We start from the raw sequence: 15,243 nt of genomic DNA, 5'->3' as shown, positions 1-15,243 counted from the left end.
CGCAGTGCGTCTAAAATTGATTTTTTGCCGGTCTTGTTTGTCTATGCCTCGTGAGATTCTCACGAGGCATTTTTTTATTGAAAGGAGGAAGGAAGATGCATAACGAATACATGCGTTTGGCGATCACAGAAGCCAAAAAAGGGCGTTACCAAACCTTTACCAATCCGCTAGTGGGCGCTGTGATCGTCAAAGAGCAACGGGTCATTGCCAAAGGGGCTCACTTAGTCTATGGGCAGTCCCATGCGGAACGAAACGCCATCGAACAATGCCATTCCTCCGAAGACCTAATCAATTCGACTTTATACGTGACGTTAGAACCTTGCAACCATCAAGGAAAACAGCCGCCTTGCACCCAGCTGATCATCGACAGCGGCATCAAAAAGGTAGTCATCGGCCAGTTAGACCCTAACCCGATCGTGGCTGGACAAGGCAAGCGCTTTTTAGAAGAACAGGGCATCGACGTGTTGGTGGGCATCGAAGAAACAGCGGTGCGCCGTTTGAATCCACACTATAATTTTTACCATCGGCATCAGCGACCTTACGTGGCGTTGAAGCAAGCGATCACTTTAGATGGCCGGATCGCTCATGATGCGTTAACTCGCAGTGCGATCACTGGTTCAGCGGTTTGGCAAAACGTCCATCAAGAACGTGGAGACTATCAAGGAATCTTAGTGGGCAGTCAGACGGTGTTGACGGATGATCCTACGTTATTGACCACGGTTGAAACCAGCTTTCCGCCGATTCGCATCGTGTTAGACCGTCGGGGGCGAACGCTGTCGCAACCCCATTTGGCACTGTTTGCCGATGATTCGGCACCTGTGTGGATTTTTACGCAGCAGACAACTGTCAGTGATTTGCCAGCTCATGTGTCAGTGATCCAGCTGGAAGAGTTGACAATTGTTTCATTGCTGAAGGAGCTTGCCGCACGACAGGTCCAATCGCTTTACGTAGAAGGAGGCGCTGCGATCCATGATGCCTTTTTAGCCAGCGGACTGTGGCAAGAAAGCATTACCTATGTGGCGCCAAAGTTTCTTGGGGGCAATAGTCTCGCAAGTTTTACCAGTGAGCGTACCCCGAAACAGCTGCAGCAGCTAACAGAGGTGACGGTGACTGCAGTTGGGGAAGATGTTTGCATCCGAGGAAGGAGACCAGAGGAATGTTCACAGGATTGATTCAGGAAAAAGGCCGCATCAAAGAGATCCGCAAGCAAAGCCGCACGATCCAGCTAACTTGCAGTGCGTCCGAAGGATTACTGGCGGATTACCAGATCGGAGACAGTATGGCGATCAACGGGACGTGTTTGACGGCGATCGCCAAACAAGCGACGACGTTTACGGTGGATATCATGCCAGAAACCTTTCAACGAACCACCTTTAAACAACTCTCGGTGGGTGCCGAAGTCAATTTGGAGCGAGCGATGGCAGCAACGCAGCGTTTTGAAGGCCACTTTGTCGCAGGCCATATTGATGTAACGACCCGTTTGATCCAGAAAAAGCAGTTGGAAAATGCCTTGATCTTGACGTTTGCTTATCCTGTCAGTGTGCAAGGGGAAATCATTCCGCAAGGGTCGATTGCGATCAATGGCGTCAGTTTGACGGTTACCCAGACGACGGCACAGGCATTTTCCGTTAGCTTGATCCCCCATTCCAAAGACCAGACGACGCTGGGGCAGTTGAAACAAGGGGAGTGGGTCAATATCGAGACGGATATGATCGGGAAATATGTCAAATACCAACGAAAATGAAAGAAGGCAGACGATGCATAAAGTAGAACAAGCAGTGGAACGGTTAAAAAAAGGCGGCTTAGTGATTGTCGCCGATGATGAAAATCGAGAATCAGAAGGAGATTTGATTGGGATCGCTGAATACGCAACGCCAGAATCCGTCAATTTTATGGCGACTTATGGCCGCGGCTTGATCTGTGCACCCATCTCACAAGCGATCGCTGAAAAGCTGGCATTGCCTGAGATGACCGCCAATAATACGGATGCCTTTGGCACCGCGTTTACCATCAGTGTCGATCACGTGACGACGAGTACGGGAATTTCTGCGAAAGACCGGGCAGTGACGATTGAAAAATTGGCTGATCCTGCGTCACAAGCTGCGGATTTTTATCGCCCTGGCCATATCTTCCCATTGACCGCTCAACCTGGCGGCGTGTTGGAACGCAGAGGACATACAGAAGCGGCTGTGGATTTAGCGAAGCTTGCTGGCAGCGTGGAAGCAGCCTACATTTGTGAGATTTTAAATGAAGATGGCACGATGGCTCGGGTCCCAGAATTGAAAAAATTAGCAGAAAAATGGCAGCTGCCGTTTTTGACCATTGATGAGTTGGCGGAATATCTACGAGGAACCACGCCTATCACGGTGGATCTGCCAACGGCTTTTGGGGCGTTCCAATTGACCTTATTTGAAGATGAGTTCGGCAATGAACACCTTTTATTAGCCAAAGGCGAGATTCAACATACTACCGAGCCGCTGTTACTACGGATCCATTCAGAGTGTTTAACAGGCGACGTCTTCGGCTCTCATCGCTGTGATTGCGGCGAACAGCTGCAAGAAGCGATGCGGCAGATCGAAGCAAAAGGCCGCGGTGCGATTTTGTATCTACGCCAAGAAGGCCGCGGTATTGGCTTGCGGAACAAGCTCCGTGCCTATCAGCTGCAGGAACAAGGCATGGATACTTATGAAGCAAATATTGCATTAGGGTTTGCAGCAGATGCCCGTCATTACACGTTTGCCGCTGATGTTTTACGTTCCTTAGAAGTGCAGGAGATTCAATTGATGACCAACAACCCTGACAAAGTGAAGGAATTAGAAAGCTTAGGGATCAAGGTAGCAGAACGAGTACCGCTGGAGATGCCTGCGCATAAAGAAAATAGCAGCTATTTGAAAACGAAGAAAGAAAAGTTTCACCATTACCTATCTATTTAATCAACCAAAGGAGAATGAACGATGACAGTATTTGAAGGAACGTTTCAGGGAGAGGCAGTCAAAGTAGGGATCGTAGTTTCACGATTCAACGAGTTTATCACTTCCAAGTTAGTGGAAGGCGCCAAAGACAATTTGTTGCGTCATGGAGTCAAAGCAGAAAATATCGATGTGTATTGGGTTCCAGGTGCTTATGAGATTCCGTATATTACCAAAAAAATCGTTGACCACAAGCAATACGATGGGATCGTGACATTAGGTGCCTTGATTCGCGGAGCAACGACCCACTATGAATTGATCTCAAATGAAGTGGCGAAAGGCGTAGCCCAAATTGGTCTGAATGCCGACATTCCGATCATGTTTGGTGTGTTGACGACTGAAACGATCGAACAAGCCATTGAACGGGCGGGAACCAAAGCTGGCAACAAAGGCAGCGAAGCCGCTCAAGGTCTTTTGGAGATGATTTCGTTGAATCAGCAAATCCTTGGCAACGCATAGGTTTCACGTTCGAACAAAGGGAAGCTAGCAAGAACAAGCCTGCCTGAGCATAGGCATCAGACTGGAGACAGACTTCGTACAAAATGAAGTCTGTCTTTTTTTCATCATAAAAAAACACTTGATTATTATGCCAAAGGATTCGCTTCTTCACGGGTACCGTATTTTCGATAGGTCAATGGAGAGGAAAACGCCCAATCAATCACGAACATTAGAATAACTCTTATTTAAGGAAATTTTCAGAAAATTATTTACATTTCACAAAAGGTTCCTTATAATGACTCTATTCATTGAGAGTGATTCTCATTTGCAAATAGATGTCAAAGCAGCACATGGCTTTGGCGCTTTTCATGAGAAGAACTGTTATAAGCGAAAAAACGCACAGATGCTTCTTTTATGATGACGGCGAGGCAACAGTCAAGGTTGTTTTTGCTGTGAAATCAGGAGGGAGTCGTGCTGAATAAAGGAGAATCACATGTCGGTAGGGTTGATTAAATCAAATCGTTGGATGGTTTCGACAATCATTTGCTGTGTTTTAGTTGTCGCCATTCTCTTATCTGCAGGAGTTGCTTTGGCAAACGGTCAAGCCAATATCACCCTTGGCGAAGTTTACCAAATTCTCTTCTATAAAATCAGCCATGGATTGGTTGGTGATCTTTCAGGCATTTCAGACGCAAACATCAATATCGTCTGGTTTGTTCGGGCACCGCGGGTCTTGCTCTCTATTTTTGTAGGCATGGGGTTAGCGATCAGCGGGGCAGTGATGCAAGCGGTGGTCCAAAATCCGCTGGCAGATCCCTATATCTTAGGAATCTCTTCTGGCGCATCCTTAGGGGCGACCTTCGCCATCTTAGTCGGTTTTGGCGGCTCGGCGCTAGTCTTACAACTGGGCTTATCGTTTGGTGCCTTTGCAGGAGCGGGGATTGCCACTATTTTGGTGCTGCTGCTTGCCAGTATCGGTGGGAAAATGACTTCCACAAAACTTGTGCTGTCGGGGACGATCGTCAGTGCCTTATGCAGCTCTGTTTCAAACTTGATCATCTATCTGGCTAGCAATGCAGAAGGGATGAAGACTGTGGCGTTTTGGTCGATGGGCAGCTTAGCCTCGGCTTCTTGGAACAAATTGGGCTTTATCGTGGTTCTGGTTTCTTTGATCACGCTGTTCTTCCTGACGCAATACCGTGTTTTGAATACGCTTTTGCTGGGAGATGAAGTTGCCTCCACCTTAGGGGTCAAGCTGACCTTCTATCGTCGTTTTTACATGCTGCTAGCAGCGCTATTAACCAGTATCATCGTTGCGAATTCTGGTATGATCGGCTTTGTCGGCTTGATCATTCCTCATATCGTACGTGGAGTCAGCGGGTCGGATCATCGCCTGTTGATGCCTTTGACCGCTTTGACAGGCGCGTTGTTTTTGATTTGGGCGGATGTGATCGCCCGCTCGACTCTGCAAGGAGTCGAACTGCCGATCGGGATCATTACAGCGCTGATCGGTGCACCGATCTTTATCTATATCATTGTCAAACGGCAATACAACTTTGGGGGGTGACGGAATGAAATTAGCAGTTGAAAAGCTCAATCTGACGATCGGGGATCAGCAGATACTAAAAGACATCTCCGTCCAAACCGCACAGGGGCAATTTGTCGGCTTGATTGGTTCCAACGGCAGCGGCAAATCTACATTGTTAAAAGCTATCTACAAAACGTTGAAACCTGACAGCGGCGACATTTATTTGGGTGAGATGAATATTTTGAAAAGTTCCGAAAAAAAAGTCGCCCAGCAAGTCAGCGTCGTCAGTCAGTTCAATGAGTTGAGCTTTGATTTAACAGTAGAACAGATGGTGCTTTTAGGCCGCACGCCCCACAAGGGGTTGTTGGAACAAGACACCAAAGCCGATCATGAGCTGGTCACTGAAGCCTTAGCCAAAACAGGGTTAAGTGCCTACAGAAAACGCAGCTATCTCTCATTATCAGGAGGCGAAAAACAGCGGGTCGTCCTTGCTCGTGCCATCACCCAAGAACCGAAATTTATGATTCTCGATGAGCCGACCAATCATTTGGATATCCGATATCAACTGGAAATCTTAGAAACCGTCAAGCATCTGAAGATTGGCTTGTTGGCGGCGCTGCACAATTTGGAACAAGCAGCTAACTATTGCGACATCATCTATGCCTTAAAAGATGGTCGGGTCGTAGGATATGGCGAACCAGAAACGTTGCTGACAGAAGAACTGATCGAAGAAATCTATGGCGTGAAATGCAGTATTTACCATCATCCGATCACAGGCGGATTAGGGTTTCATTATTATTTTGAAAAGGAGCAAACAGATGAATAAATGGGGAAAAATGATTGGGGTAGGATTGGCAGTCTTTACATTAAGCGCTTGCGGCAATACGAAGGATGAAGGAACTTCGGCTTCTTCCTCGCAGGCAGAAAGTACGTATCCCTTAACCATCAGCAACTACACCAAAGCAGAAGGCGGTACGCAGTGGACTGCCAAGGACCAAACCTTTAATGAGGCACCAAAAAAAGTCGTAGCCAACACACGACCAGCAGCGGAATTGCTGCTGCATCTCGGCCTCAAGGATCAGATTGCGGGTGTCGGTGCAACCTTTGGTGCCGCCGATGAGGAAGTTGCTGCTGATTATGCAGAACTAAACGACCTGGGCAGCGACTATATCAGTAAAGAAACGGCGCTCAGTGTGGATCCGGATTTGATTTTTGGCCGCGGGGGACTTTTCGATAATCAAGATTGGGGCGTCGGCACCGTTGATTCCTTGAACGAGATGGGCATTCCGACTTACGTCCAAGAAACCTCTGTCACTGGTGCAACATTTGATTCCGTTTATCAAGACATTGAAAACCTTGGTAAGCTCTTCAATGTCCCTGAGGCAGCCGCTGCTTTTGAAAAAGAATTAAAGGATCGCCAGAGTGCCTTGGAAGAAAAAGTAGCAGACAAAGAAGAGCAAACCTTTGCCCATCTCTTTATGTCTGATCCAAGTGTGGTCAGTGTCTATGCCGCTCAAGACGAGTCTTTTTTCAACAGCAACTTTGACATGATCAAACTGAACAATGTGTTTCAAGACTATTCAGGAGAAGTCAGTGTCGAAACCTTGATCGAAACGGATCCCGATGTCTTGATCGTCGGTGACTGGTCAACGATCGAAGGCAGTGTTTCTGGTCAAGAAATCATTGAAGGCTTGTACAAAAATGACAAACTCTCCAGCATGAAAGCCATCAAAAACAAACAAGTCTACAGCATGGACTACAATTATCTCTTTGGCTACGGCTACCAAGCCTTGACTGGATTGGAAGAACTGGTAGAGCAAATGGCACAATAAACACCTCCTATTGCATAAAAAGGAGAACCAACTTTTTATATAATAGAAGAAAACCAACGTTTCACTGGCCGATCGACCACAGAAACGTTGGTTTTTTGTATTTGGGAAAAGCAACCTTTGCCGCTGCCCGTTCCGCAACAAGTAACCCGTTAGCTGTTTTTTTCTGTCATATGGTCCATTTGATAGCGAGACAATAGCTTCTCTTTGTGTTTTTGCATGATCATCTCTAGAGAAATATCGTATTTATCAGCGAGAATAAATAAGTTATCCAGTACATCGCCCAATTCTTCCGTCAGGTTTGCCAGTTTTTCTTCTGGCAAGCCTTCTTGTTCATCGGGACGGTCACGACCGATCTCCAATGTCCGAATGGCACGGCTCACTTCCCCAACTTCCTCTGCTAAAAAATTCGCCCGAATAAACGGATCGTACTGATACCAATTGCGGGCTTTGTAGAAGTCACTGATAAATCGTTGATACTCCTCAATGTTCATAAATTTTTTTCCATCCTTTCCCAGAACCTTTATCAGAATCATGATATACTATTTCAAAATGATTGAGAAGGATGATGGAGAGTTTTATGAAAATTGCAGTCTATTGTGGTGCCAGTGTCGGTAATGAACCTAGTTTTGCAACAGCCGCTCAAGAATTGGGGCAGTGGATCGCTTCACGGAAAAATACGCTAGTTTATGGTGGCGGAAAAGCAGGCTTGATGGGCGTATTGGCAGATGCTGTCTTAGAAAATGGCGGTCAGGTGATCGGGGTGATCCCAACCTTTTTAAAAGATCGGGAACTAGCACATCCTGGATTGACCGAGCTCCATGTCGTCGAGACGATGTCAGAAAGAAAACGGAAAATGTTCGAATTATCTCAGGCCTTTGTCGCACTACCAGGCGGTCCTGGTACGCTGGAAGAAATCACGGAGATGATCTCATGGTCAAGAATCGGTCAGAACCCGAATCCGTGTGCTTTTTATGATGTGAACAATTTTTACCGCGCAACGAGAGCCTTGTATGACAATATGGTGGAAAATGAGTTCTTGACGCAGGCCGATCGCGAAAAAATTGGCTTTGCGCAAACAACGAAGGAGCTTGAAGCCTTTATTCAAGCCTACGAACCGCCAGTTATTCGGCAATATTAAGCGTCTGTTGCAAAAGAGCAAGGCGAAGCACCGGCGGGTGTCGTCTTGCTCTTTTGCTTCTTTGACGCATTCTTAGTATAATGGGGTTTGTTTTGCAAGTGGGGGTCATAAAAGAAGATCCTTGGACAAAGAAATGGAGCGTAAATCATGACAACAAATTTTTGGGCTGAATTGCCGAAGCCTTTTTTTATCCTAGCACCAATGGAAGATGTCACTGATGTCGTTTTTCGGCATGTCGTTCAAGCTGCCGGCGCACCAGATGTTTTCTTTACGGAATTTACCAACTCCGATAGTTACTGCCATCCAGAAGGACGCGACAGTGTGCGAGGACGTTTAGTCTTCACCGAAGATGAGCAACCGATGGTGGCACACATTTGGGGCGACAAGCCAGAGTATTTCCGTGAGATGAGTATCGGATTAGCCGAGATGGGCTTTAAAGGGATCGACTTAAATATGGGCTGCCCAGTGCCAAACGTTGCCGGACGAGGCAAAGGCAGCGGCTTGATCTTGCGACCGGACGTTGCGGCTGAGCTGATCCAAGCAGCCAAAGCTGGCGGCTTGCCGGTCAGCGTCAAGACGCGTCTGGGCTATACCGAACTAGGAGAAATGGAAGCCTGGTTGACCCATGTCCTGCAACAGGATATCGCCAACCTTTCGATCCATTTGCGAACCCGCAAAGAAATGAGCAAGGTCGATGCTCATTGGGAATTGATTCCTGAAGTGGTTACCTTGCGGGATAGAATCGCCCCACAAACGAAGCTGACGATCAACGGCGATATCCCTGATCGTACCAAAGGTTTGGAGCTAGCAGAAAAATATGGCGTAGACGGAATCATGATCGGCCGGGGTATTTTCAAGAATCCCTATGCCTTTGAAAAAGAACCGAAAGAGCATACCTCAGAAGAGCTATTAGGCTTGTTGCAGCTGCAATTAGATCTGCAGGACCATTACGCCAAAATGGTGCCACGCTCGATCGCAGGATTGCATCGTTTCTTTAAAATCTATGTCAAAGGCTTCCCTGGAGCCAGTGATTTGCGGGCAAAATTGATGAATACCAAATCAACGGATGAAGTTCGGCAACTGCTGGCAGAGTTTGCTGAGGGAAAGACAGAATAACTTAGGCTGCTCCTTAAAGAAAGACGAGTGAAATAGATCGAAAGTAAGATGATCGTTTGCTGAACGGGTGATTATTAATAAATGTAAACATAATAAAGCAGTTCCCTTTTTCTTTTATTCGAAAAATGGGACTGCTTTTTTGTTTTTGCATTGATCGATAGTGAAGCAACTATGTTTCTTATCTGTAGATAGTTCAATTAATATCGGTGAAAAGTGAATTGTATCCGTTTTCTATCTTGCTTAAAATAAGAAAAAAAAGGAGGAATTCCATGAATATCAGGAAGATAATAATCAATCACTTAGAAGCACCAATTGGTGTTGGCGGAGAACAAGTAAGTTTTTCGTGGCAAATCGATTCGGAAGATAGGAATATTAAACAAAAACGGTATGATTTGCAACTATCATTAGACAATGAGTTTAAAACGGTTATCTGGCATCACAATGAGTGGAGCGAGCAATCAACGAATATCCCATATAAAGGCCCCAAGCTGGCTTCTCGACAAACCTATCATGTACGGGTAAAAAGTCTGGCGAGCACTGGACAAGAAAGTGATTGGGGAGTAACTCATTTTGAGACAGGCTTGCTTGAAGCAGGTGATTGGCAAGCCGATTGGGTGACAACAAAATGTCCCATTGTTGAACAAGGGAAAATAAAACCGTTTACAGGTGCTTACAAGTTTACGATTCAACAAGAAGTTGTGAAAGCCAGAATTTATCTCAGTGCTCTGGGTATCTATTTTGCAGAATTAAATCAAATGAAAATTGGGGATGATTATTTTACTCCAGGCTGGACAGACTATAACGATCGTATTCAATATCAAGTTTATGACATCACTTCGCAGTTGCAGCGCCAAAACGAAGTGCAAATAACCGTTGCGGAAGGATGGTATAGCGGCTATCTTGGTTGGGAGAAAAAGAAAGACACTTATGGAAACTTTAATGCATTTATTGCTCAGATTGAACTGACTTATGCAGATGGATCCACCGAAATAATCGGTAGTGATGAAACGTGGCAGGAGTATAGCAATCAATGGCTTTTTGCTGATTTATACAATGGCGAGGAGCAAAATCTTCTTCTAGAAAGAAAGTATAACGGTCATTTGAAAGCGATATCTTATTCGAAAAAACAATTAACCAATCAAGAAAATGAGCCAGTACGAAAGCAAGAGGAATTGACCCCGATTGATTTGTTCCGTGATCCTTCAGGGCGTCTGGTTTTAGACATGGGACAAAATATGGTGGGATGGGTGCGTTTTACGATTAAAGGAGAAAAGAATCAAGTCGTTCGTTTGATACACGGAGAGGTGTTAGATCGAGACGGTAATTTTTATCGTGGCAATATACGGGATGCCCAACAAACAGATACGTATACATTAGACGGTTCTGTTCAAACGATCGAGCCGATGTTCACCTTTCATGGCTTCCGTTATGTTCATTTAGAAAACTTTCCTGAAGGCATCAAAAAAGAAGATTTCTCAGGTGTGGTTTTACATTCTGACATGCCAAAGACTGGCCTTTTCGAGACCTCTGATGCAGCAATTAACCAACTACAGCACAATATTCTTTGGGGACAAAAAGGAAATTTTTTAGATGTCCCTACCGATTGCCCGCAAAGAGATGAACGGCTAGGCTGGACTGCTGATGCACAAATTTTCTTTCCTACGGCTAGCTTTAATATGGATACGTATCAATTCTTTTATAAGTGGTTGAAAGATTTACGCTTTTCTCAAATGAAAGATGGCTCAGTTCCCTTTGTTGTTCCGGATGTCTTAAAAGGGGTCTTTGCAGATAATGCTGCAAGAACAACCGCAGCTTGGGGGGATGCTGCAACGATTGTACCGTGGGAAATGTATCAACGATACGGGGATCGCCAAATCTTAGAAGAAAGCTTTGACAGTATGAAAGCTTGGGTGGATTACATCCGAGGACAAGGGCCCGAAGAAGCGCTGTGGAATACGGGATTGCAACTTGGGGACTGGTTAGCGCTGGATGCAGAAGAAGGCAGTTTTTTTGGCGCAACGGATGAAACACTCGTTGCTACTTGCTATTTTGCTTATTCTACCAGAATCGTTGCAAACACTGCTCGCATATTAGGGAAGTATCAAGAATACAAGATTTATGATGAGCTGTATCGCACAGTCAAAACGAAAATAGGAGAAACTTATGTTACAGATAATGGGTTAACTAGCGATACTCAAACAGCCCATATTCTTATCCTGATGTTCGAACTTTATCCAGAAGGGCAAAAGCTTTCTATTGTCAATCGACTAGTAGAATTGATTGAACAAAAAGATCGGCACCTCGATACAGGCTTTATTGGGAGTCCCTATATCTGCCACGTTCTCTCGGAAAATGGTCATTTAGATTTAGCCTACCAGTTACTTTTTAACAAAGATCTTCCCTCATGGTTGTACCAAGTAGAAAAAGGAGCGACAACGGTTTGGGAGCATTGGGATGGAATCAAAAATGACGGAACGTTTTGGGATGATGGGATGAATTCGTTTAACCATTATGCATATGGATCGATTGGTAATTGGATGTATGAAACAATCGCCGGCATTAAGGTAAAAGCTCCGGGTTATCAGCAATCAATTATTGCTCCTAAGTTATCTCAGCACTTAACACATTGCAATGCTTCATTAGAAACGATGTTTGGTTCCTTGTGCAGTAGTTGGAAACGAAACGAAGAGACTTATGAACTAACGGTTGTAGTACCTGCTAATACAGAAGCAGAGATCGTTTTACCATCAGTAGCTGATCAAGAAAACGTGCAAAGAGAAATCAGTGAAACCTGGCAGCCAAAGCGATTTGGTCACAGATCAGGGCGCACAGTCGTTGATATCGGCATTGCGAAATATGTGGAACATGAAGCAGAGTATCCATCGGTACAAGAAGGACCAAATGATCTCACAGTCTTCGTGGGATCAGGCACCTATCATATACGTTATGAATTAGAAAGGAAAGAAAATAAATGACGAAAAAACGAGGTTTCCTATTTAAGTTAACGCTTTTGTCAATCTCTTTATTACTAACATCGGCGAATGCTATTTCCATGACAATTCCTATGATTCAAGCTAATTTTCCAGATATCAGCCAAACGACAATTGAATCTTTAGTGACCGTCCCCTCTTTTACCATGATGATTTTTGTCTTGTTAAGCGGTTTTATTTCATCAAAAATTGGAAGCAAGAAAACTGTTATGCTAGGCTTGTTGCTCTCTTTGGTTGGTGGTGTGTTTCCCCTATTTACCCAGAATTTTACGTTGATTTATCTGTCTCGCTTTATTTTTGGGGCAGGTCTAGGCTGTTACAACTCTTTAGCTGTAAGTTTGATCAACGATTTTTATGAAGGTGATGAAAAGCAAGCGCTGATTGGGTTTCAAAGCGCTGCCCAAAGTATAGGATCAAGTTTTGCAACGTTTTTAGCAGGGATCCTTGCAACTGTCAATTGGCATTATGCTTTTGCCGTCTACTTATTGGCATTGCCTCTCTTGATCTTATTTCAGTTTGTTGTACCAGAGACTCAAGGAGCTTCTCAACAGACGAAAAAGACAAAACAACAGATCAATCTGCCAACGTTTTTTTATGCAGCTGGCCTCTTTGCGCTCTTGGCAATGGTAATGGTCGTCTTTACAAAAGTAGGCTCTTTGGTCAGCGAACAGCAGATGGCGCATGCTAATTTTCTAGGGACAGCACTCTCCTTAATGACGTTAGCAGGGTTTATTAGTGGCTTAGTGTACGGAAAGTTCTTTCAGATTTTTCGCCAATTTACCCCTGTGGTTGGTGGGGGAGTGGCAACGATCAGTTTCTTTTTGCTTTCGATGGCTACTAACATCTATGCAGTGACAAGTTATCTTGTGTTGATTGGATTTTGTTTATCTTTGTTCATTCCTTACATCTTTGGTGCTTTGCTGGGCGCTGCACCAAAAGGATCAGAAACATTAGCAGTTTCGGTGGGGATGGTCGGCTCGAATCTAGGGTCTTTTTCTTCCCCTTATATTAGCTCTTTTTTCGCTCGTATTTTTGGAAACACCACAGCAAGTTTTGCTTTAGGAATTGCTGGTGCTGGCTTTCTTATGTTAACGGTGATTTTCTTTGTGGATATTTTACGAAAAAGAAAGCAGGTAGCCAATAACTAAATGATTTTGCTGAACACACCCTAATGAGTTTTTTCATGGCTCCGCATACTTTTGGGAGTCGTTTGGAACACTCGTTTAAATTGCCGATAAAAATAGCTTGTGGAGTGAAAGCCTGCAGTAGCAGCAATTTCTTCTATTGAATAAGTCGAATGCAACAGTAAATCTTTCGCAACTAATAGCCTTTTTTGGAGGAGCGTCTCTTGGAAATTTTTCCCAGTTCCTTTTTTTAACGCGTTGCTGATATAGTTTGCATTGAAGTTGAAGACTTGACTAAGCTCGTTTAAGGACACACTTTGGTAGTGTTCATCAATATATTCAAGAACATCAAGCGCATTAAACTGACTGGTCTGATTTCTACTAACTTCGATCGTATAAAGCCGCATCAATTCTGAGAGGATCAGTTGTAAATATTGGCTAATAAAACGAAAATCGATGACTTCTGATCGCCAGTACTCTTGCAACAGTAATTGAACTTGGGTATGTAAGTGCGGCGTAGAGCTGGTATGAAAAAGTAGGAACTGATCATGTTGGGCTTGTTCATCAAATGCAGTAGCCAAAAAATTCCCGATCAAGCTATTATTACGTTCTAACTGTAGGCAAAATAATGAAGTAAAGGTTTGATCATTAATTAATATATTGATGAGTAAGTCGTCTTCTTTTAATGGATCGATAGAGTGGGGAACATCGCGATCTAACACACAAAAATCGCCTTCAGTCAGGAGTATTTTTTGACCTTTGATGTATTGGGTACATTCGCCACTATAAACATAATTTATTTCAATAAAGTCATGAATGTGTTCGATCATCGGTCCAAAACGATTGTGCTTTGCAATATATACCTGATTTCCTTGGAAAAACGGGGCTTTGGGCAGTCGGAAATGACCTGTCGCAGAATCAAATAAATCGTTACCATTATCTGAAAGGTTCGGAATATTATTGATGCTCGTCCCTGTTTTTCGTTGTTCTTTTTCGTAGTCATTGATCTCTCTAAGGTAGGTTTCTAATTCTTGTTGATTCAAGAGCGATATCCTCCTATTAATTTAAAACATGGTATGTAATAAAAGTAGCAAGAGAAAGGAAAGATAGCAATGAAAACTTATTTGGCAATTGATATTGGTGGAACATATTTGAAATTCGCGCTAATCGATGCGTTTGGAAAAATGCAAGACGTCCAAAGAGAGAAAACGCCGCAAACCTTGTTCGGGTTAAAGCGATTGTTAGTATCGATCATAGCTGCACAAGGAGGAGATATTGCTGGTGTAGGAATTTGTTGCCCTGGTAAAATCGATCATACTCAAGGGATAATATTTAATGGAGGGGCATTACCGTTTCTACATGAATTTGCTATTTGTGATTTTATTGAAACAACATTTAATCTCCCTTGCTTAGTCTGCAATGATGGAAAGGCAGCAGCATTAGCTGAATTATGGTTGGGTAATCTAAAAGGAAAGAAGAACGCTGCAGCGATCGTTTTAGGAACAGGCGTCGGAGGTGGAATCATTTTAGATGGAGCGATTCTTCAGGGAGAGCATTTTCAGGCAGGGGAATTGAGTTTTTTGCCACGAACACCAGAATCTGGCGAAACAAAGAACCTCATGGGAGTTACGACTTCAGCTGTTCAATTTATTCAGCGTGCCGCAAAAGAATTAGGGTTACTAGATTTAGATGATGGAAAAGCTGTTTTTGAGGCATTAGAAATGGGGGATCCACGAATAAAAGAGCTATTTAAAAATTATTGTCGAGAAGTTGTTCATATTATTTTGACGTTGCAAGCTGTGCTAGACATTGAAAAAGTAGTGATTGGTGGAGGTATTAGTCAGCAACCGCAATTGATCAGGGAAATTAAAGTTCTTTACCAGAATGTCAAGAAGCAGTCTTCTTTGGTTGAGGAAACCATCACTTCTGTTGTTATCGAAAAATGTAAATTTGGTAATGAAGCCAATCTTCTAGGGGCGCTTTATTTGCTGCAATTAAAAATAAACGAGAAACAAAAAGATGTGTTTAACAATGACTAACGAGTGGAACCAAAGGCCTACAGGAGGAAATGTTCTTTCCTGTAGGTGTTTTTCTATGGGCAATTGTTT

At 44.0% G+C, this 15,243-nt stretch carries 14 protein-coding genes; 12 read left to right on the top strand and 2 right to left on the bottom strand.

The genetic code is table 11. The annotated features are described in order from the left end of the window. Positions 1-95: 95 nt before the first annotated feature. From ribD to IGI73_RS15045, 7 genes are all read left to right on the top strand, one after another. Positions 96-1,172, top strand: a complete 1,077-nt coding sequence (gene ribD / locus IGI73_RS15075) for a bifunctional diaminohydroxyphosphoribosylaminopyrimidine deaminase/5-amino-6-(5-phosphoribosylamino)uracil reductase RibD (RefSeq protein WP_016608485.1) — start codon at positions 96-98, stop codon at positions 1,170-1,172. Next, positions 1,157-1,744, top strand: a complete 588-nt coding sequence (locus IGI73_RS15070; RefSeq protein WP_005230617.1) for a riboflavin synthase — start codon at positions 1,157-1,159, stop codon at positions 1,742-1,744. Before ribD ends, IGI73_RS15070 begins: the two co-directional genes overlap by 16 nt. Next, positions 1,722-2,933 carry a 3,4-dihydroxy-2-butanone-4-phosphate synthase gene (gene ribB, locus IGI73_RS15065; protein ID WP_375847497.1) on the top strand — a complete coding sequence of 404 codons (1,212 nt, stop codon included), beginning with the start codon at positions 1,722-1,724 and terminating at the stop codon, positions 2,931-2,933. Before IGI73_RS15070 ends, ribB begins: the two co-directional genes overlap by 23 nt. A gap of 21 nt (positions 2,934-2,954) precedes the next feature. Next, complete coding sequence (gene ribH, locus IGI73_RS15060) at positions 2,955-3,428, top strand: 6,7-dimethyl-8-ribityllumazine synthase (protein WP_005230622.1); 474 nt, start codon at positions 2,955-2,957, stop codon at positions 3,426-3,428. A gap of 472 nt (positions 3,429-3,900) precedes the next feature. Further along, positions 3,901-4,974, top strand: coding sequence for a FecCD family ABC transporter permease (locus IGI73_RS15055; RefSeq protein ID WP_005233272.1), 1,074 nt, complete (start codon positions 3,901-3,903; stop codon positions 4,972-4,974). A gap of 4 nt (positions 4,975-4,978) precedes the next feature. Beyond that, positions 4,979-5,761 (top strand): ABC transporter ATP-binding protein, encoded by a 783-nt coding sequence (locus IGI73_RS15050; RefSeq protein ID WP_010748955.1) that lies wholly within the window; start codon positions 4,979-4,981, stop codon positions 5,759-5,761. After that, positions 5,754-6,767, top strand: a complete 1,014-nt coding sequence (locus IGI73_RS15045; protein WP_005233274.1) for an ABC transporter substrate-binding protein — start codon at positions 5,754-5,756, stop codon at positions 6,765-6,767. The genes IGI73_RS15050 and IGI73_RS15045 overlap by 8 nt, the downstream gene beginning before the upstream one ends. Positions 6,768-6,916: 149 nt before the next feature. Here IGI73_RS15045 and IGI73_RS15040 read toward each other — a convergent pair whose 3' ends face one another. Continuing rightward, positions 6,917-7,258, bottom strand: a complete 342-nt coding sequence (locus tag IGI73_RS15040) for a MazG nucleotide pyrophosphohydrolase domain-containing protein (RefSeq protein ID WP_142968657.1) — start codon at positions 7,256-7,258, stop codon at positions 6,917-6,919. A gap of 86 nt (positions 7,259-7,344) precedes the next feature. On the opposite strand from IGI73_RS15040, the gene IGI73_RS15035 reads away from it, so the two are divergent. From IGI73_RS15035 to IGI73_RS15020, 4 genes are all read left to right on the top strand, one after another. Further along, positions 7,345-7,905, top strand: a complete 561-nt coding sequence (locus tag IGI73_RS15035; RefSeq protein WP_074934167.1) for a TIGR00730 family Rossman fold protein — start codon at positions 7,345-7,347, stop codon at positions 7,903-7,905. 147 nt (positions 7,906-8,052) lie between these two features. Next, on the top strand, positions 8,053-9,021 hold the full coding sequence (locus IGI73_RS15030; RefSeq protein ID WP_208769845.1) for a tRNA dihydrouridine synthase: 969 nt from the start codon (positions 8,053-8,055) through the stop codon (positions 9,019-9,021). Between the two features lie 269 nt (positions 9,022-9,290). Next, positions 9,291-11,996 (top strand): alpha-L-rhamnosidase, encoded by a 2,706-nt coding sequence (locus tag IGI73_RS15025; RefSeq protein WP_208769846.1) that lies wholly within the window; start codon positions 9,291-9,293, stop codon positions 11,994-11,996. After that, positions 11,993-13,159 carry an MFS transporter gene (locus IGI73_RS15020; RefSeq protein ID WP_208769847.1) on the top strand — a complete coding sequence of 389 codons (1,167 nt, stop codon included), beginning with the start codon at positions 11,993-11,995 and terminating at the stop codon, positions 13,157-13,159. Before IGI73_RS15025 ends, IGI73_RS15020 begins: the two co-directional genes overlap by 4 nt. A 20-nt stretch (positions 13,160-13,179) precedes the next feature. Here IGI73_RS15020 and IGI73_RS15015 read toward each other — a convergent pair whose 3' ends face one another. Continuing rightward, a complete protein-coding gene (locus tag IGI73_RS15015) occupies positions 13,180-14,178 on the bottom strand; it encodes an AraC family transcriptional regulator (protein WP_115232917.1) in 999 nt (332 codons plus the stop codon). Positions 14,179-14,247: 69 nt separating this feature from the next. Between IGI73_RS15015 and IGI73_RS15010 the strand changes: the two genes are divergently transcribed. Then, positions 14,248-15,174, top strand: a complete 927-nt coding sequence (locus tag IGI73_RS15010; protein WP_115232916.1) for an ROK family protein — start codon at positions 14,248-14,250, stop codon at positions 15,172-15,174. The last annotated feature ends 69 nt before the right edge of the window (positions 15,175-15,243 follow it).

This window comes from Enterococcus sp. DIV0755f, assembly GCF_051713725.1.
GTDB lineage: Bacteria > Bacillota > Bacilli > Lactobacillales > Enterococcaceae > Enterococcus_D > Enterococcus_D casseliflavus.
This window is presented reverse-complemented; position numbering and strand designations above follow the sequence as displayed.